The organism is Gilvimarinus algae (assembly GCF_030518215.1).
In the GTDB taxonomy this organism is placed as follows: domain Bacteria; phylum Pseudomonadota; class Gammaproteobacteria; order Pseudomonadales; family Cellvibrionaceae; genus Gilvimarinus; species Gilvimarinus algae.
The window spans coordinates 413205-431129 of record NZ_JAULRT010000032.1; the positions used below are offsets into that span (position 1 = coordinate 413205).

Sequence of the window (17925 nt, forward strand, 5' to 3'; positions counted from 1 at the left end):
TGGACTTTTCCTATTATGATGTAGCTGCAGTGTAGCGCAAATAAACGGTTAAATATTATAAATAAAGGATACGCCATGATGACCCGAACTCTTGAAGAACAACGTGAAGAATACAAGCGGCGGCGGTTTATTGCCATGCCGATCGCCGGCATGGTGATGTGGGCACTGATCGGTATTGCCGGCGCTGTGTTGCCAGAGCAAGTGGCCGCTTTGTGCTTATTTATCGGCACCGGATCTATCCTGTACCTTGGGCTCTTCGTGTCAAAGTTTACCGGTGAAAACTATCTGGACCGGTCGCGCCCCAAAAATGCGTTTGACAGTTTGTTTTTGCAAACCGTTGCCATGGCTTTGTTGGTGTTTTCAATTGCCATTCCATTTTACATGCTGGTACCCAGCTCCCTGCCTTTAAGCGTTGGTATTCTCACCGGGCTGATGTGGTTGCCGCTCAGCTGGGCAATTGGCCATTGGGTGGGGATTTTTCACAGTGTCAGCCGGACATTACTCATTGTGCTTTTCTGGTACTTACTGCCGGAGTACCGCTTTGTGACGATTCCCGCGGTGATCGTGGTGATTTATGCGCTGACGTTGATGGTTTTGGAAAAACGCTATCGCCGGGTAAACCATCTTGACGGAGAATAATATGATTTTCGACACTCTTTCGGGGGATGGCGGATGATGGCGGAATCGGCTGTACGGATGTTTGACCACTCGCTGACTTGCCTTTCGCGTTTGGTAAAAAAGCTGGAGGATGTTGACCCTCAGGGCGAACTGCTGGAGGCGAGGCTGGCTCCGGATATGTTGCCTTTGGTGAATCAGATTAAAACGGCGGCCAATTTTCCCCTGCGTGCCTGCTGTCCGCTGGTGGGGCGCGAGAGAGTCAGCTTTGAGAGTACTGGCAATGACTACACTTCGTTGCTCAGACACATAGAGCGCACCATGGCATATATGCAGAGTTTACCGGCCCTCGAGCTGGATACGCCCTATACAGTGTCCGATACAGCGGGTTTTCGTCAGTTGAGCTTGCCGCCGCAGGAATACCTTTATCGGTACGCGCTGCCCAACTTTTACTTTCATCTGGCAATGGTCTATGCCATTGCCCGGGCCCAAGGGGTGGCGCTCAGTAAAGGGGATTTTGACGGGTACCATCAGTACCCGCCAGGGTTTTCGTTTGAGCGTTGAAGGCCTTTACCAGAAACGAATGTAGATGCCGGCGATAATACCGACAATAACTACCGAGTGAATGACATCCCACTTGCTGATGCCGGCGCGGATTTCGGCTCTGTGCTCGGCGCTAATGGAGCCGTAGGTAATGCCTGCCAGTTGTTGCTCGCTAGCGGGCTTGGTGAAAAGACTCACCGCAAGCACGATGATGCAGACAACCACAAAAAGGCCGATGCAGTAGTAGAGCCAGTTTACCGCCAGAAGCGAGTGGAAGACGCCGCCTGTAGGCAGCGAGTCGGAAAAAATTTGCAGCACCAGACGCATCATCCCCAGCACAAAGCCGGCCACAAGCCCAACGAACCCGGCTGTGGGGGTGATACGTTTCGAGAAAACCCCGAGCAGGAACACCACGGCAACGGCCGGGGCAATGAGAGACTGCACCAGCTGCAGGTACTCGTAGAGCACATCGGCTACCAGCTGCATCACCGGTATCCAGACAACGCCCAGAGCCACCACCACCAGTGTTGCCAGCCGGCCGACTTTGACCAGGTGTTGCTCGGATGAGTCGGGCTTAAAGCGCTTATAAAAATCAATGGTAAACAGCGTTGCCGAAGAGTTAAACAGCGATGCCAGGGAGCTCATCAAGGCGGCAATAAGGCCGCCGATGACAATCCCCTTAACGCCCGCTGGCAGAAGGGTTGAGACCAGGGTAGCAAATGCCTCATCGGGGCTGTCCATCTGAATAATGCCTTTGGCGTTTAGCGCGTAGGCGATCATCCCCGGAAACAAAAAGATAAACACCGGCAGCAGTTTGAGATAGCCGGCCAAAATAGTTCCACGGCGGGCAGCGGCTATGCCTTTGGCGGACAAGACCCGCTGCACAATGTATTGATCGGTGCACCAGTACCAAAAGCCGATAATCAGCGAGCCAAAAATGACGCCGGGCCAGGGGAAGTCCGGGTCAGAAGCTGGGCGGAACAGGCTCATTTTTTCGCCGTTAATGCGCTCCAGCTCCGCAAAGCCGCCAACGGCTTCGAGCCCGGTCACCAGAATCACCACAGAACCTATGATCAGTACAGGCGTTTGTATTACCGAGGTCCAGAGCACCGCTCTCATTCCGCCGAGGACGGTATAAAGGCCGGTAATCACCACCAGGCCAATGGCAGCAACCCAGAAGAAATCAAACCCCCACAAGGTATCTATCCCGAGAACGGTTTGCAGAACCACACCGCCAGCGTAAACCGTTACTGAGACCTTGGTGAGTACATAGCTTACGAGAGAAATCACTGAAAGGAAGGTGCGCGAGGCGGTGCCGTAACGCTTCTCCAGAAACTCCGGCATGGTGTAGATCTTACTGGACCAATAAAAGGGCACAAACAGCCAGCCCAGCAGAATGATGATAAAAGACTGTAGTTCCCAGTGCGCCATGGCCATGCCGGTTTGAGCGCCAGCGCCCGACAAGCCCACCAAGTGCTCAGAACCGATATTGGAGGCGAAGATAGACGAGCCAATCACCAGCCAGCCAGCGTTGCGCCCGGCGAGAAAGTAATCGGCAGTGTCCCGCTCTTTTTGCCACATGGCAACGCCGACAGTGGCCGCCAGTAACAGAAAAAACAGCGCGAGCACCCAGTAGTCCAGGGAAGAGAATTCAATCATCGTGAGCTTACCTTTCCAGATTGTCGGTGTATTTCCGATTATTATTTGATCAATCTTTAAATTATTATACTATAATAGTTCTTATGACTATAAGTCTGACCGGGCGCGGTAGGATTGCGCTTGGCAATGACCGATTATACGGCTGTATTACTGATTTTTCCCCCATTTTCTGCCAGATGTGGCCAATTTTTCTGGGTTTTCCCTGATAAACTCGCTATTAAACATAAAAAAAGTGCGGCTTATTCTCTTCTTTTAAGTAAGATAAATACTTTTATCGGAGTGGTTGACAGATCATTTAGACGGTATTAGCATTCAAATTGTAATACAAATAGCGAGCTCCCAAAGCAGGAGTGATGACCCGTTTGCCCGGAGCCCGCCGGGATTTGTTTTGCCTTTATCAATAATAAATCTGGCGTTGTGCTCAATCGGCCGCGCCACCATAAATGGAGAAAAGCTATGTTCAAGCGACGTTTGCTCAGCTCGTCAATCGCTATGGTTGCTGCGTTGGGTTCTCTTCAGGTAGCCGCACAAACCCCCAGTGACAATGAAGAACTCGGGATGCTCGAAGAGGTTGTTGTAACCGGTATTCGAGCAACCGTGACCAAATCGATCGATATCAAGCGCAATTCCATGCAGGTGATGGATTCCATCGTCGCAGAGGATATCGGTAAGCTCCCCGATAATAACGTTGTTGAGTCTCTGCAGCGCGTGCCCGGCGTGCAGGTAACTGACCGTGCTGGTGGCGAGGTAAACGTTGTGACCATTCGGGGCCTTACGGACGTGAGTACTACCATTAACGGCCGCACCATTTTTACCGCCTCTGGCCGTGAGGTGCAGCTTGCTGACATTCCATCGACCTTGGTAAACCGAATCGATGTTATTAAAAACCGTTCTGCGAACCAGTTTGAAAACGGAATCGCCGGTCAAATTGATGTGCAAACTTTCCGTCCGCTGGATTTCGATGGCTCTAAAGTATCTTTAGCCGCTCGCGGTATTTACCTGGAAGAGGCTGACGAGATCGATCCAATTGTCAGCGGTCTGTTCAGTAATGTCTGGGAGGCCGGTGCCGGTGAGTTTGGCGCGCTCCTGAACGTTTCTTACGCTGAAACCACATATCGCGATCAATCAGTTACTCCGGGTGCTCAGGTCGCCTTTATGACTGAAAACCCAACTGATCCTTGGATTCCGCTAGAGCGTATTTTCCCCAATGATGGTCGCGCCGCTGAGCAGCCCATCTGGACCCCGGGTCTCGACAACGGTTTGCCAAGCACACCGGGTTCAACGTTGAGTGTGAATGGCACTGATACAGAGTACTACTTGTCTCGCGATGCCATGTTTATGGCTGACTACAATGGTAAGCGTGAGCGCCAGGCAGCGAACATATCTTTGCAGTGGGCGCCCAACGAAGCTTCTACCTACACCTTTGAAGCTTTCTACAATGGTTTCCGCAACGAAGGCTTCAACTCACTGAACTTCGCGTTTGTTGACTGGTGGGGCTCCCTGGGTGAGCTGGGCAATATCGAAGATACCTTCGAGCTGTACGAAGGCACTAATATTATTAAAGAGCGTACAGTTCGCAACCCGTGGACCTTCACGAGTGGTGATCAATCAACGGGTGAAACCGACTCATTCTTGTACGCGTTGGGCGGCGAGTGGGACTTTACCGATAACCTGCGCTTGAAATCTGAACTGGTTTATCAGGACAGTACTTATGAGTCCAGCTTTATCGCGATGCGATCTGAAGGCGCTCGTCATCAAGTAACCGCCAACTTCAGTAATGACCCTAGTATGGTGTGGCGTGATAATCCAGACACTCCAGACGTTGATGAGAGTGATCTGACCGATTTGACGGTCTTCCCTATGGCGCAAATGTACGACAGCGGAGAGAAAAATGAGGGTGAGGCTCTCACCTTTACCGCTGACGGCGAATACGATTTGGACGGCTTCTTCCGCAAGTTTACTTTCGGTTTGCGTTACGATGATCGCGACTCAATGGAATACTCCCGCAACCAAGATGCTGGAGTTTGTGCAGGCGCTAACACCTCAGGTGACCCTGCGAATTGTGATTTTTCCACCTACGGTGAAGATATCGTCTATGTGAACGACAGCTTTATGGAGGGCGAGTTCAATGTGCCTCGTTCTTGGGCTGTGGCCAATGGACCTTACATTGCGGCGAATCGTGCGCAGTTCTTGAACCTGTATGGTCTGGATCCAAACGATCCGCTGGTTGCAGAGTTTGCGGTTAACGAAGTTAACACGGCGCTCTACGCCACGGCGCAATTTGAAGCAGATTTGGGCGGCATGATGCTCGATGGTGAGGTAGGTGCTCGTTACGTTGATGTGACCACTGATACCGTCTTCACTGACAGCGTTACTTTGGAAACCACCGACGGATCTACGGAAACCTCTGAGTTCTTGCCAAGTTTGGCATTGCGTCTGCACTTGACCGATGAGCTGATGCTGCGCTTTGGCTATGGTGAAACCCTGCGTATGCCTTGGTTCGGTGATCTGAACCCAACCATTACCTACAATGACGATATTACCGGCATCGGTTACGGCACGGCGAATGGCGGTAATGCTAACCTGCAGCCAACAACGTCGCAAAACTTGGACTTGTCTCTGGAGTGGTACTTCGGTGACGCCAGCAATGCCTATGTGACTTTGTTCCAGCGCGATATCGAAGGTCTGGTTATTGGGTTCCGCAATCAGGTGACTCGCGACATCGAAGGTTACGAAACCAACACCTTTATTCTGTCGCAGCCAGATAACGCTTCTGATGGTGAGCTGTCGGGTGTTGAACTGGGTATGAACTACTTCCCAGAGCTGGATGGCGCTTTGGATGGCCTTGGCTTTCAGGCGGCATTTACCTTCCTGGATTCAGAGCAGACCATTCCTGAGCTGAATGATCGCGGTGAGCAAATTGGCACCGAGACAGCAGACATCTTTGGTGTGTCCGATAAGTCTTACTCGCTGGCAGCGATCTACGAGCGTGAGAAGTTTGATATGCGCTTGGCTTACGTATGGCGTTCAGACTTCCTTAACAACAACGAGGCGGCGCTGTTTGCTAACCCGCTGAGCGTATATCGCGACGAACAGAGTTCACTGGATGCTCAAATCAGCTACAACATTACCGATGAGTTTGTTGTGACCTTTGATGCAGTGAACCTGACTGGAGAGGTCAATAAGAGCCGTTACGGCAATAGCCCGTATCACACCTTCGGTAACTGGAAAATCAGCCGCTCATTCGCCTTGGGCGCACGCTACTCATTCTAAGGCTGGGCCTTTTCGGCCAGTGTTGGAAGAGGGGCTCCGCTCGAGGGGCTCATGCCTGGTAGCACAGGCAGCCGCCGGCCCCGCTGGCGGCACCGGCAGGCTCTGCCTGCCAGTGTGTTTCTGTGCGGTGGGCCTTGGCCTGCCGCCAGTAATGCATGGTCTCTTCTTTATTATGCTTGCCCCCGCTTGCGGGGGCTTTTTTGTTTCTGCGGTGCAGGTGTGGAGCGAGCGCTTATCGGTGGTATGATAGGACAAATGCGTGCCTGCGGGCCCGCGCGACAAGCCTGATCAACCAATGGGAGCGAGTAGACGGCGAATGGCGGTGCTTGAAAGAAACAATAATCTATCTCAGCGTATGACCCAGCAGTTGGGCCGCGCCATTGTCTGTGGTGAATACAACCAGGGCGAAAGCCTGCCTACAGAGGCCGACCTGTGTGACGAGTTTGGCGTGAGTCGTACGGCCGTGCGCGAGGCGGTAAAGATGCTCTCGGCCAAAGGGTTGATCTCAAGCCGGCCACGCCAGGGTATCCGTATCATGCCCGAGGAAGAGTGGAACATCTTCGACTCCGACTTGCTGCGCTGGTCACTGGAGGGCAATCCCTCCATGAAGGTCCTCAAAGAATTTCTGCAAATGCGCATTGCGATAGAGCCGGAGGCAGCGGCGCTGGCAGCGCGTTACGCCCGCCCGGAACGCATCCGGGCCATTGGCGATGCGCTGGAGCGGATGCGAGTCGCTTCTGACAACTCGGAAAACGAGCTGGAAGCGGACATTGATTTTCATATCAGTATTCTCTATGCCAGTGAAAATCGCTTTTATATCCGTATGCGCGATTTTACCCGCACGGCACTGAACGTCAGTATTCGCCATACCAATGTCATTAAGGCGAACCCCGACGGGGTGATTGAAGATCACGCCAAGGTCTATCACGCCATTTCCAGCGGCAATGCTGAGCGCGCCAAGAACGCCATGTTCCTGCTGATTGACGAGGCGCTCGGGTTTATCGAGCACGAGCTGGAAAAAGCGGCCGAAGATTGATGCTTCGCCGGCAGGTTCCGGTTATTTGCCGCACCTGCCAATCAGTTTAGGGTTTAGCGCCCCCAATGCCCTATAATGTCGGGACTTTTCATTCTCCGACATTATGGAGCATACCTTTTGAGTAAACGCCAAGGTCCCCCTTCCGACCCTTTCGCTGAGCGCGAGGCGCAAAAATACGACAATCCCATCCCCAGCCGCGAGGTGATTCTGGAGCTTCTGGATCGCCAGCCCGGGCCCTGTACCCACCCCGAGATTGCCGAGTTGCTGCAGCTGGTTGACGAGGATGACGTCGAGGCGCTGCGCCGCCGGCTGATCGCCATGGCGCGCGACGGCCAGTTAATCAGCAATCGCCGCGGTGCCTACGCGCGGGTGGATTTAATGGATGTCGTCCGCGCCCGGGTCCAGGGCCATCGCGACGGCTATGGTTTTGCTATCCCGGCCGATGGCGGCGAGGACATTTATCTGCATAACCGCCAAATGCGCAAAGTCTTTGATGGCGACGAGGTGCTGGTGCGTCTGCAGGGCGAAAGCTATCGCGGCCGAGAAGAGGGCGCTATCGTCGAGGTGCTCACGCGCAATACCAACACCTTGGCGGGCAGGCTGATTCGCGAGGGCGGCGTGCAGTTTCTCAGCGCTGAAAACCCGCGCGTCACCCACGATGTCATGATCGCCCAGGGCGACGAAATGGGCGCCCGCTCGGGGCAGATTGTCGTGGTTGAAATTACCCGTCAGCCCGAAAAGCAGCGCCCACCGCAGGGCAAGGTCATACAGGTTCTGGGGGATCATATGGCCCCCGGCATGGAGATTGAGCTCGCCATTGAGTCTCACAGTATCCCCAACCAGTGGAGCTACGAGGCGCTTGAGGAGGCTGAGGCGCTCTCCGATACCGTCGATGAGGCGGACAAAGCCGGCCGGGTGGACTTGCGTGAACTGCCGTTTGTCACCATCGATGGCGAAGATGCCCGCGATTTTGACGACGCGGTACTCTGTCAGCGCAACAAAGGCGGTGGCTGGCGCCTGTTTGTCGCCATTGCCGATGTCTCGCACTATGTGCGCCCCGGCAGCGGGCTGGATGTGGATGCGAGGCGCCGGGCGACCAGCGTGTATTTCCCGGACCACGTCGTACCCATGCTGCCCGAGAAAATCTCCAACGGCCTGTGCTCGCTCAACCCGGCGGTCGATCGTCTGGTCATGGTGTGCGAAATGACTCTGAATACCCGTGGCCAACTGACCGGCTACACCTTCTATGAAGGGGTAATTCACTCCCATGCGCGGCTAACCTACAACCAGGTGGGCGCCGTGATCGAAGGCGATGAAGCAGCCCGGGCGCAACATGCCGAACGGCTCGGTGAGATCGAGATTTTGCACGAGCTTTACCGGACGCTGCGCGAGGCGCGCACTGAGCGCGGTGCTATCGACTTTGAAACCGTCGAGACCCGTATTGTCTTTAACGACGAGCGTAAAATTGATGAAATCGTGCCTGTACGGCGCAACGACGCACACAAGTTGATTGAAGAGTGCATGCTCTGCGCCAACGTGTGCGCCGCCAGCTTTCTGGATAAGCACAAGCTCACTTCGCTGTACCGGGTGCACGAAGGGCCAACGGCGGAGAAACTGGAAAACCTGCGGGAGTTTCTCGGTGAGCTGGGCCTCGGGCTCGGTGGCGGTGATGAGCCGAGCTCGGCCGATTACCAGAGCCTGATGGAAGTTATCCGCGACCGGCCCGATGCCAATATGATCCAGACCGTCATGCTGCGCAGTCTGCGCCAGGCGGTCTATCAGGTGGAAAACGAGGGCCATTTTGGCCTGGGTTACGATGCTTACGCCCACTTTACCTCGCCCATCCGCCGCTACCCGGATCTGCTGGTACACCGGGCCATCCGCTCGGTAATCCGCTCCTCTGCCCCATCCAGCCATGTGGTTCGCCTTGAGGGGGTGAAGGACATTCCCAGCGCGAAGATTTACCCCTACGAGGTGCCCGACATGATCGCCCTGGGCGAGCACTGCTCGCTGGCGGAGCGCCGGGCCGACGAGGCGACACGCGATGTGGTCAGCTGGCTCAAATGCGAGTATCTGCAGGACAAGGTGGGCGATGTCTTTAACGGCGTGATCAGCTCGGTGACCGGCTTCGGCGTGTTTGTCGAGCTGGTGGATATCTACGTCGAGGGTTTGATTCACATTACTGCCCTGCCGCAGGATTACTACCGTTTTGATCCGGCCAAGCACCGCTTGGTGGGCGAGCGCACTCGACAAGTCTTTGGTCTTGGTGATGAGCTGACAGTGCGCGTTGTGCGCGTCAGTTTGGATGAGCGCAAAATCGACTTTGAGCTCGAGTCGGTCAAGCATGTGCGCCGCGCCCGCGCCGCCGCGCCCGGAAAAGACAGCCCGCGCAAGGGCCGCGGTGGCAAGTCGGGCAAAGCATCGCGCGGCCCGAAGGCCAAAGGCGCCAGCGGATCACGCGCGCCCAAGCCGCAGTCCAATACGCCCAAACCCCGTAAAAGGAAACGACCCAATGGCAATGAAACCGGCGCGCAAGCAAGTCGCTCGTCGCAAAAATCGCCAGTTCGATCGGCGCAAGCTGAGCCAGCGCAAAAGAGCCGATCTTTACTTGCGCAGGCAACAGCTGGTGTTAAGAAGGCGTTGGCGCGATTTAAAAAGAAGCCTAAGAAGGACTAACGCCATGTTGTTCTGGTGTGACAAGTACGGCGGCGTGGCGCCGGAGGCGGAGAGAGACAGCGAGTGAGCAAAACAGAAACTCTCTATGGCCTGCACGCGGTGCAGGCCATTTTACAAAGTGCTCCCCATCGGGTGCTGAGCCTGCTGGTGCTGCAGGGGCGGGCGGATCAACGGCTGCAGGCCGTTCGTCAGCTCGCTGAGGCCAACGGCATTGCCGTGCAGGAAGCGGCGCGCAAGAAAATGGATGCCCTGGCCGGCGATGCCAACCATCAGGGGGTGATCGCCCAGGCGCGTCCAGGCCAGAGTCATACCGAGGCCTACCTGTACGAGCTGCTGGATGCGCTTGAGGAGCCGCCCTTTTTGCTAGTGCTCGATGGCGTTACCGACCCCCATAATCTCGGTGCCTGCATGCGCTCGGCCGATGCCGCTGGTGTTCATGCGGTCATTGCTCCCAAGGATAATGCCGCAGGGCTCAACCCCACCGCGCGCAAAGTGGCTTGCGGTGCAGCCGAAGTGGTGCCGTTTATTCCGGTGACCAATCTCGCCCGTACCCTGGAAAAGTTGAAAGAGCGCGGTATCTGGTTAAAAGGGGCCGCCGGCGAGGCAAGTGACACCATTTATTCGGCTGACCTGTGTGGGCCTCTGGCTCTGGTCATGGGCGCCGAGGGCGCCGGGTTGCGGCGGTTGACCCGCGAGACCTGCGACTCGCTGGTTAAAATCCCCATGGCTGGAACTGTCAGCAGCCTCAATGTCTCGGTGGCGACGGGTATTTGCCTGTTCGAGGCCGTTCGCCAGCGCAGTCAGGGCCGCTGATTCGGGCACCAGAATGCTGCACTTTTATGCTAATATGCGCGCAAATTGCGCCAAGTGAGGCAAATTTCATGCATTGTCCCTTTTGCAGTGCCGAGGAGACCAAGGTGATCGACTCGCGGCTGGTGGCCGAGGGCGATCAGGTGCGCCGCCGCCGGGAGTGTCTGTCTTGCCACGAGCGCTTCACAACCTATGAAATTGCCGAACTGGTGATGCCGCGTATCATCAAGCAAGATGGCACCCGCGAGCCGTTTGATGAGGCCAAACTGCGCGCCGGTTTGCAGCGTGCATTGGAAAAACGGCCGGTTTCGGTCGAATCCATAGAGAGCGCCATCAATAACATCAAGCACTTTTTGCAGGCCACCGGCGAGCGCGAGGTGCGCTCCCGCCGCCTGGGTGAAAAAGTGATGGATGAGCTGCGCGGGTTGGATGAGGTGGCCTATGTGCGCTTCGCTTCGGTCTACCGCAGCTTCAAGGATTTGCACGAGTTTCGTCAGGAAATCGACCGGCTGGAAGGGCAGGACCGGGACCCGGCGAACACACCCTGAACGAATTCAACATGAAGAGCCAAGTAAACGACAGCGTCTACATGGCCGAGGCGCTCGCTCTCGCTCGCCGCGGCATTTATACCACCACGCCCAATCCGGCGGTCGGCTGCCTGTTGGTGCGAGACGGGCAAGTGATTGGCCGCGGCTGGCACAGGCGTGCCGGTGATCATCACGCCGAAATCAACGCCCTGCGCAACGCCGCCGAGCTTGCCGGGGGGGATCCGGCCGATCGCAGCATGTGGGCTGAGGTCTGTCGCGGTGCCACCTGCTACGTCACTTTGGAGCCTTGCAGTCATACTGGGCGCACCGGGCCCTGCGCCGAGGCGCTGGTCGAGGCTCAGGTGGCGCGGGTCGTTTACGCCATGGAGGACCCCAACCCACAGGTGGCCGGCGACGGCTTTGCGCGGCTCCGCGCTGCCGGTATTCAGGTGGAGGGACCGCTGCTCGAAGAGGAGGCGCTGGCGCTCAATCGCGGCTTTGTCAAGCGCATGACCCACGGTCTGCCCTGGGTGAGCTGCAAGCTCGCCATGAGCCTCGATGGCCGCACGGCCATGGCCAGCGGAGAGAGCCGCTGGGTCACCGGCCGGCGCGCGCGCGAGGATGTTCAGCGTCTGCGCGCGAGCAGTTGTGCCATAGTTACTGGGGTGGATACTGTGCTTATGGATCAGGCCTCGCTAACCGTTCGGGGTGGCGACTGGCCGGAAGCGCCCGCCGATGGCGATATCCGCCAGCCGCTTAGAGTGGTGCTTGATTCCGGTGGGCGACTGACGCCCGACTGCCTGTTGGTGCAGCAGCCCTCCGCCGTGCTGCTGGTGCACACCCGCGAGGTGGATGCCAGCGGCTGGCCTGAGCATGTCGAGCATCTGGTGTTGGCCGAGCGCGAGGGCGGTGTGAGTTTGCAACTCTTGCTGCGCGAGCTGGCCAAGCGCGGTTGCAATCAGGTGCTGGTAGAGGCGGGCGCTAAGGTAGCAGGCAGCTTTTTGCGTCTGGGGTTTCTGGATGAAATCATCCTTTATATGGCGCCCAAGCTCCTGGGTAACCGTGCCCGGGGCTTGTTTGAGTTGCCAATCGACGCCATGTCGGCACAACTGCCGCTGGATATAAAAGACATTCGCGCTGTGGGCCAGGATTGGCGCATTACCGCAGTGCCGGACTTTGACTCCTGAGTGAGAGGAGAAACTAGACTGTGTTTACCGGCATTATTGAAGCTGTGGGCGAAGTGGCCGCCGTAACTCCGGCCAGTGGCGATGTGAGCCTGTACCTTCGCACTGGCAAGCTCGATCTGGCGGACGTGTCGCTCGGTGGCTCTGTTGCCACCAACGGTGTTTGTCTGACGGTGGTCGATTTACCCGGCGATGGCTTTCGCGCCGACGTTTCGCGCGAAAGTCTGTCCCTAACCACTATTGAACACTGGCAGACGGGGCAGCCCGTTAACTTGGAAAAGGCGCTCTTGCCCACCACGCGCCTCGGTGGCCATATTGTTAGCGGCCATGTGGATGGCGTGGGCGAGGTGATTGGTCGCCACAGCGATGGGCGCTCCGAGCGTTTTCGCCTGCGCGCCCCCGAGGCGCTGGCGCGTTACATTGCGCACAAGGGCTCAATCACGGTGGATGGCATCAGTCTGACAGTCAACAAGGTTGAAGGCGCCGAGTTCGAGCTCAATATTGTGCCTCATACCCTGGCCGAGACCATTATGGGCAGTTACCGGCCGGGGACTTTGGTCAATCTTGAAGTGGACGTACTGGCGCGCTACCTGGAGCGCTTGCTGGCGGGCGAGTCCAAGAGTGGCAAAACCGGGATGACCATGGAATTTCTGACGGAAAATGGTTTTAACAAATGAATTTGAACACCGTTGAAGAGCTGATTGACGACCTGCGCCACGGCAAAATGATCATCCTGATGGACGATGAAAACCGTGAAAACGAGGGCGACCTGATCATGGTGGCCGAGCAGGTGCGCGCCGAGGACATCAACTTTATGGCCAGCCATGCGCGCGGCCTGATCTGCCTGACGCTGACGCCGGAGCGTTGTCAGCAGCTCGGCCTGCCTCTGATGGTGCAGGATAACAAGGCCAAGCACTCCACCAACTTTACCGCCTCGATCGAGGCTGCTGAAGGGGTGAGCACGGGCATTTCCGCGGCTGACCGGGCGCGCACAGTGCGTGTGGCGGTGGCGGCCGGAGCCAAACCCACCGATGTCGTCCAGCCAGGCCATATCTTTCCGATCATGGCGCAGCCTGGCGGGGTAATGAGCAGGGCCGGCCATACCGAGGCAGGCTGTGACCTCGCCCGCATGGCGGGATTTGAGCCAGCGGCCGTGATTGTAGAGGTCATGAATCCCGACGGCTCTATGGCCAGAAGGCCCGAGCTGGAGCAGTTTGCTCAAACCCATGGCTTGAAGATTGGCACCATCGCCGATTTGATCCACTATCGGGCCACGAAAGAACAGACGGTGGAGTGTATCAATCAGCGCCGGGTGGAAACCGAGTATGGCGAGTTTGCTCTGCACACCTACCGCGATACCGCGCGTGGCGATTTGCACTTTGCTCTGGTCAAAGGCGATATCCAACCGGAAGATGAAACCCTAGTGCGGGTGCATGTTATGGATACCGCGCGGGATTTGCTGGCGATCAAGCGCCCGGCGGTCGACGGCGTTTGCTCCTGGACCTACGGCGAGGCGCTGGCGCGTATTGAGCGCGAGGGCCATGGGGTACTGGTGCTGATTTGCCACGATGAGTCCACTGCCGATGTGGAGGAGTCTATCGACTGGCTTTTGTCCGGCCGCCAGCAGCGGCGCAGCGCCGATGTGGTCTACAAGCAGGTCGGCACGGGGTCTCAGGTTCTGCGGGATCTGGGCGTGAGAAAAATGCGGGTAATGTCGGCCCCCATGCGCTTTTCTGCGCTGTCGGGCTTTGATCTTGAGGTGGTGGATTACGTCAGCCCGGACAGTGAGTGATACGACTAACGAGTGAGAATCTTATGAGCAAGCAGATTATTGAGGGTGATTTTTCCGCATCCAGTGGCAAGTACGCCCTGATTGTCAGCCGCTGGAACAGCTTTGTCGTCGAGAGCCTGAAAGACGGTGCTCTGGATACGCTGCGCCGCCACGGCATCAGTGACGACAATATCGTCATCTACTACGCGCCGGGCGCCTTTGAGTTCCCGCTGGTGGCGCAGAAAGTTGCCGCCAAGGGTGAGTACGACGCGATTATTGCCCTGGGCGCGGTCATTCGCGGTGGTACACCGCATTTTGATTATGTGGCGGGCGAGTGCACTAAGGGCTTGGCCCAGGTGTCGCTGAATGCGGGCGTCCCCATCACTTTTGGCGTGCTGACGGTGGATAGCATAGAGCAGGCCATTGAGCGCTCCGGCACCAAGGCAGGCAATAAGGGCGTGGAAGCGGCCTCTACCGCTTTGGAAATGGTTTCACTGCTGGGAAAAATCTAGATGAGCGACAGCAACGCAATATCGCCCTCGGCTCGGCGCAAGGCACGTCATTACGCCATGCAGGGGCTCTATGAATGGAAGATGTCGGGTAATAGCGTCAATGTGATTGAAGCGGCGTTTCGCACCGACTACGACATGAAAAACGTCGACGTCGCCTACTTTCATGAGTTGCTCCACCAAGTGCCGGCAAGGCTCGATGAGGTTCAGGCGGTGTTTACGCCGCATCTGCAAGAGCGCAGCGACGAAGAGCTGGACCCGATTACCGAAGCCCTGCTGCGCCTGGCCAGTTACGAGCTCAAGTGTCGCATTGATGTGCCCTACAAAGTGGTTATCAACGAGGCGGTGGCGCTGGCGAAAAAATTTGGCGCCACTGACAGCCACAAGTTTGTCAACGGTGTACTCGACCGAGCGGCGGCAGATGTGCGCGCTTTGGAAGTCAAGGCCAGTAAAGGTCAGAGGTAGCTGTGGCGGCGGGCGAGTTTGAGCTGATCGACCACTATTTCAAACCAGCTCCGGATGAGCTGGCACCGGATTCCGTGGTGCTCGGTATTGGTGACGATGGCGCGATCGTTCAGCCTGACCCGGCGCAGCAGTTGGTGGTGGCCGCCGACACTTTGGTGGCGGATGTTCACTTTCCGGCGGACGCCGATCCAGAGTTGGTGGGTGAGCGCTCACTGCGTGTCAATCTCAGCGATCTCGCCGCCATGGGTGCAACACCCGCCTGGTTTACTCTATCGCTGACGCTCCCGCCGCAGTGGCCTGAGGAGGCTCGCCGCCGCTGGGTGGCGGGTTTTAGCCGGGGCCTTAAGGCATGTGCCCGGGCCTACGATTGTTCGCTGATCGGTGGGGATACGACTTCCGGCCCGCTGACGGTGGCCATCCAAATGCTCGGGCAGGTGCCACCAGGTAAAGCATTGCGACGCGATGGCGCGGCGGTCGATGACTTTGTTCTCGTCACACATCGGCTGGGCGACGGTGCCGCTGCTCTGGCCGCGCTCAAGGGCGAGGTGTCTTTCGCCCCCGAACATGCCTCCTACTTGCAACAGCGTTTTTATCGCCCGGAGCCTCGGCTTTTGGAGGGCATTGTGCTCAGAGAGATCGCCAGCAGCGCTCAGGATATCTCCGATGGACTGCTTGCCGATCTCGGCCACCTGTGCGCCGCCAGTGATCTTGCCGCTGAAATTGATGTGGCGCAGTTGCCGCTGAGTCGGGCGCTGGAGGCGCTGCCGTGTGAACAGGCGTATCACTGGGCCCTCACCGGTGGCGATGACTACGAGCTGGTGTTTACCGTGGCGCCTGACAAGATGCCGCTACTGGCCATGGCCCAGGCCAGCGGTGAGATTGACGCCAGCGTGATTGGTCGGATTGTCACCGGCGCTGGTGTACACTGCGAGCTCGACGGCAAGCCCTACCGGTTGGCGCGCGCCGGGTATCGCCATTTTGAGTAATCGGGCGCGGGCTGCGCCGATGAGGCTGAATCAAACGGTGCCGAGGAGCCCGCAATGAGTCAACGCAGACAACTTCCAATGCCCCGCCCACGGGAACTGCTGACCAACTCCAGCCACTTTTTTGCTTTTGGTTTCGGCTCGGGGTTTGCGCCCAAGGCCCCGGGCACCGTGGGTACCCTGGTGGCCATTCCGGTCTACTGGCTGATTGCCGACTGGAGCCTGCCGCTCTATGCGCTGTGGTTGGTGGTGACCTTTGCCCTCGGGGTCTACTGGTGCGAACGCAGCTCCAAAGCTCTGGGCTTGCATGATCATCCGGGGATTGTCTGGGATGAAATGGTGGGCTACTGGCTGACTATGTTGCTGGCCCCGCCCGGTTGGCAGTGGATGCTGGCGGGCTTTGTCCTGTTTCGCTTGTTCGATATTGCCAAGCCCTGGCCGGTTTCCCTTGCGGATCGAAAAATACACGGCGGGCTGGGCATTATGATCGATGACATTTTGGCGGCGGTCTATGCTTGGCTGGCGATGCAACTGTTGGCTTACTTTTTTGTTGGCTGATGTTCGCTGTGAAGGATCTTAAAAGGACTGGTTGCAAGAGGGATGAGACATGATGCGATTGATCGGAATCGGTTTAGCGCTTTGGTTGCTGTGCAGTGCCGGCTGGGCGGCTAACTTATCGGTAAAAATGCTCGCCAAGGACTCAGCGCTTATTGAGATAAACGGCAAGCAGCGTATGATGCGCGCTGGCCAGACCAGCCCTGAGGGGGTGACTTTACTCAGCGCCTCACGCGCGGGCGCTGAGCTTGAATATGAAGGCCAGCGCTATAGCCTGGGGCTCGAAAAGCACATTGCCACTGCCTTCGAGCAGGCGGATCTGCCCGAGGTAAGGATTGCCAGCGGCCGAGGCGGCCACTATGAGGCATCCGGGCGAATCAACGGCATACCGGTGAAATTTATGGTGGATACCGGCGCGACCTCGGTGGCCATGAGCAGTCACGCTGCGGAGCAGTTGGGTATCAACTATCGTGCCGGCCAAGAAATACAGGTCAGTACGGCAAATGGCATCGCCGCCGCCTACAACATTTGGCTTGACAGTGTGTCGGTGGGCTCTGTTGAGGTAAAACATGTGGAGGCTGCCGTGATCATTGGCAGCTCACCACGCACCATACTGCTGGGTAACAGCTATTTGAGTTTGGTGGACATGAGCACGGAGCAGGGGGTGCTGGTTCTCAAGGCGCGCCACTGACCGAGTAATGAAGAGACATCTAGGTGACCATACGATTTGTAGAATCCTCTAAGCTGCCCACGCCCTGGGGCATGTTTGTTATGCACGGTTTTTCGGATGACAAACTGGATAAGGAGCACTTGGTGTTGACCATGGGTGATTTGTCGGGCAATCAGCCGGTGCTGGCTCGAGTGCACTCTGAGTGTCTGACGGGGGATGCGCTGTTTAGCATGCGCTGTGATTGCGGCCCTCAGCTGCAGGCCGCTATGCACAAAGTCTCTATCGCCGGTCGCGGAGCGATTTTCTACCTGCGTCAGGAAGGTCGCGGCATTGGCCTGTTGAACAAAATCAAAGCCTATCACCTGCAAGATTGCGGCGCGGATACCGTGGAAGCCAATGAGCAGCTTGGTTTTGGCGCCGACATGCGTGACTACAGCATCCTAAAGCCGATGATGGATCATCTGAATGTTCACGCGCTCAAGCTAATGACCAATAATCCACGCAAGGTTAAAGCGCTTGAGGATATGGGCATCACCATCGCCGAGCGCATTCCTCACCAAACCGGTCGCAACCCCCATAACGCCAAGTACCTGGCCACCAAAAAAGGTAAGCTTGGCCACCTTTTTGAAGATGAAAGCGACGCATAAAA

17 protein-coding genes are annotated in these 17925 nt (G+C 57.0%); 16 read left to right on the forward strand and 1 reads right to left on the reverse strand.

Annotation, left to right across the window (positions count from 1 at the left end; genetic code table 11):
- Window positions 1–75: 75 nt before the first annotated feature.
- A complete protein-coding gene (locus QWI16_RS03230) occupies window positions 76–639 on the forward strand; it encodes a DUF7010 family protein (RefSeq protein WP_302711293.1) in 564 nt (187 codons plus the stop codon).
- A 33-nt stretch (window positions 640–672) separates the two neighbouring features.
- Complete coding sequence (locus QWI16_RS03235) at window positions 673–1179, forward strand: DUF1993 domain-containing protein (RefSeq protein WP_302711294.1); 507 nt, start codon at window positions 673–675, stop codon at window positions 1177–1179.
- Window positions 1180–1185: 6 nt separating this feature from the next.
- Here the strand turns inward: QWI16_RS03235 and QWI16_RS03240 are convergent, their stop codons facing one another.
- A complete protein-coding gene (locus tag QWI16_RS03240; protein ID WP_302711295.1) occupies window positions 1186–2817 on the reverse strand; it encodes a sodium:solute symporter in 1632 nt (543 codons plus the stop codon).
- 456 nt (window positions 2818–3273) lie between these two features.
- Here QWI16_RS03240 and QWI16_RS03245 point away from each other — a divergent pair, with 456 nt between their 5' ends.
- From QWI16_RS03245 to ribA, 14 genes are all read left to right on the forward strand, one after another.
- Entirely contained in the window at window positions 3274–6090 is a 2817-nt protein-coding gene (locus QWI16_RS03245) for a TonB-dependent receptor (RefSeq protein ID WP_302711296.1), read from the forward strand.
- A gap of 316 nt (window positions 6091–6406) precedes the next feature.
- Window positions 6407–7126, forward strand: coding sequence for a FadR/GntR family transcriptional regulator (locus QWI16_RS03250; protein WP_302711297.1), 720 nt, complete (start codon window positions 6407–6409; stop codon window positions 7124–7126).
- Between the two features lie 117 nt (window positions 7127–7243).
- Window positions 7244–9802, forward strand: a complete 2559-nt coding sequence (gene rnr / locus QWI16_RS03255; protein WP_302711298.1) for a ribonuclease R — start codon at window positions 7244–7246, stop codon at window positions 9800–9802.
- Window positions 9803–9865: 63 nt separating this feature from the next.
- The gene (rlmB, locus tag QWI16_RS03260) at window positions 9866–10615 is read left to right on the forward strand and encodes a 23S rRNA (guanosine(2251)-2'-O)-methyltransferase RlmB (protein WP_302711299.1); all 750 of its coding nucleotides are present in this window, start codon (window positions 9866–9868) and stop codon (window positions 10613–10615) included.
- A gap of 68 nt (window positions 10616–10683) precedes the next feature.
- On the forward strand, window positions 10684–11160 hold the full coding sequence (nrdR, locus tag QWI16_RS03265; protein ID WP_302711300.1) for a transcriptional regulator NrdR: 477 nt from the start codon (window positions 10684–10686) through the stop codon (window positions 11158–11160).
- Window positions 11161–11171: 11 nt separating this feature from the next.
- Window positions 11172–12326: a bifunctional diaminohydroxyphosphoribosylaminopyrimidine deaminase/5-amino-6-(5-phosphoribosylamino)uracil reductase RibD gene (gene ribD / locus QWI16_RS03270; RefSeq protein ID WP_302711301.1), complete on the forward strand. Its 1155-nt coding sequence runs from the start codon at window positions 11172–11174 to the stop codon at window positions 12324–12326.
- Between the two features lie 20 nt (window positions 12327–12346).
- A complete protein-coding gene (locus QWI16_RS03275) occupies window positions 12347–13000 on the forward strand; it encodes a riboflavin synthase (RefSeq protein ID WP_302711302.1) in 654 nt (217 codons plus the stop codon).
- Window positions 12997–14115 (forward strand): bifunctional 3,4-dihydroxy-2-butanone-4-phosphate synthase/GTP cyclohydrolase II, encoded by a 1119-nt coding sequence (gene ribBA, locus QWI16_RS03280; protein WP_302711303.1) that lies wholly within the window; start codon window positions 12997–12999, stop codon window positions 14113–14115. The genes QWI16_RS03275 and ribBA overlap by 4 nt, the downstream gene beginning before the upstream one ends.
- Before the next feature lie 23 nt (window positions 14116–14138).
- Window positions 14139–14606 (forward strand): 6,7-dimethyl-8-ribityllumazine synthase, encoded by a 468-nt coding sequence (ribH, locus tag QWI16_RS03285; protein ID WP_302711304.1) that lies wholly within the window; start codon window positions 14139–14141, stop codon window positions 14604–14606.
- The gene (gene nusB, locus QWI16_RS03290) at window positions 14607–15068 is read left to right on the forward strand and encodes a transcription antitermination factor NusB (protein ID WP_302711306.1); all 462 of its coding nucleotides are present in this window, start codon (window positions 14607–14609) and stop codon (window positions 15066–15068) included. It begins immediately after the preceding gene.
- Between the two features lie 2 nt (window positions 15069–15070).
- The gene (thiL, locus tag QWI16_RS03295; RefSeq protein WP_302711307.1) at window positions 15071–16054 is read left to right on the forward strand and encodes a thiamine-phosphate kinase; all 984 of its coding nucleotides are present in this window, start codon (window positions 15071–15073) and stop codon (window positions 16052–16054) included.
- 54 nt (window positions 16055–16108) lie between these two features.
- The gene (locus QWI16_RS03300; protein WP_302711308.1) at window positions 16109–16609 is read left to right on the forward strand and encodes a phosphatidylglycerophosphatase A family protein; all 501 of its coding nucleotides are present in this window, start codon (window positions 16109–16111) and stop codon (window positions 16607–16609) included.
- 49 nt (window positions 16610–16658) lie between these two features.
- Window positions 16659–17297, forward strand: a complete 639-nt coding sequence (locus QWI16_RS03305; protein ID WP_302711309.1) for a TIGR02281 family clan AA aspartic protease — start codon at window positions 16659–16661, stop codon at window positions 17295–17297.
- A gap of 23 nt (window positions 17298–17320) precedes the next feature.
- Window positions 17321–17923, forward strand: coding sequence for a GTP cyclohydrolase II (gene ribA, locus QWI16_RS03310; protein WP_302711311.1), 603 nt, complete (start codon window positions 17321–17323; stop codon window positions 17921–17923).
- The last annotated feature ends 2 nt before the right edge of the window (window positions 17924–17925 follow it).

Excerpts from the sequence above, each read along its gene's own strand:
- QWI16_RS03230 (WP_302711293.1), top strand. The coding sequence starts at position 76 with ATGATGACCCGAACTCTTGAAGAACAACGTGAAGAATACAAGCGGCGG.
- QWI16_RS03235 (WP_302711294.1), top strand. The coding sequence starts at position 673 with ATGATGGCGGAATCGGCTGTACGGATGTTTGACCACTCGCTGACTTGC.
- QWI16_RS03240 (WP_302711295.1), bottom strand. The coding sequence starts at position 2,817 with ATGATTGAATTCTCTTCCCTGGACTACTGGGTGCTCGCGCTGTTTTTT.
- QWI16_RS03245 (WP_302711296.1), top strand. The coding sequence starts at position 3,274 with ATGTTCAAGCGACGTTTGCTCAGCTCGTCAATCGCTATGGTTGCTGCG.
- QWI16_RS03250 (WP_302711297.1), top strand. The coding sequence starts at position 6,407 with ATGGCGGTGCTTGAAAGAAACAATAATCTATCTCAGCGTATGACCCAG.
- nrdR (WP_302711300.1), top strand. The coding sequence starts at position 10,684 with ATGCATTGTCCCTTTTGCAGTGCCGAGGAGACCAAGGTGATCGACTCG.
- ribD (WP_302711301.1), top strand. The coding sequence starts at position 11,172 with ATGAAGAGCCAAGTAAACGACAGCGTCTACATGGCCGAGGCGCTCGCT.
- ribBA (WP_302711303.1), top strand. The coding sequence starts at position 12,997 with ATGAATTTGAACACCGTTGAAGAGCTGATTGACGACCTGCGCCACGGC.
- ribH (WP_302711304.1), top strand. The coding sequence starts at position 14,139 with ATGAGCAAGCAGATTATTGAGGGTGATTTTTCCGCATCCAGTGGCAAG.
- nusB (WP_302711306.1), top strand. The coding sequence starts at position 14,607 with ATGAGCGACAGCAACGCAATATCGCCCTCGGCTCGGCGCAAGGCACGT.
- QWI16_RS03300 (WP_302711308.1), top strand. The coding sequence starts at position 16,109 with ATGAGTCAACGCAGACAACTTCCAATGCCCCGCCCACGGGAACTGCTG.
- QWI16_RS03305 (WP_302711309.1), top strand. The coding sequence starts at position 16,659 with ATGATGCGATTGATCGGAATCGGTTTAGCGCTTTGGTTGCTGTGCAGT.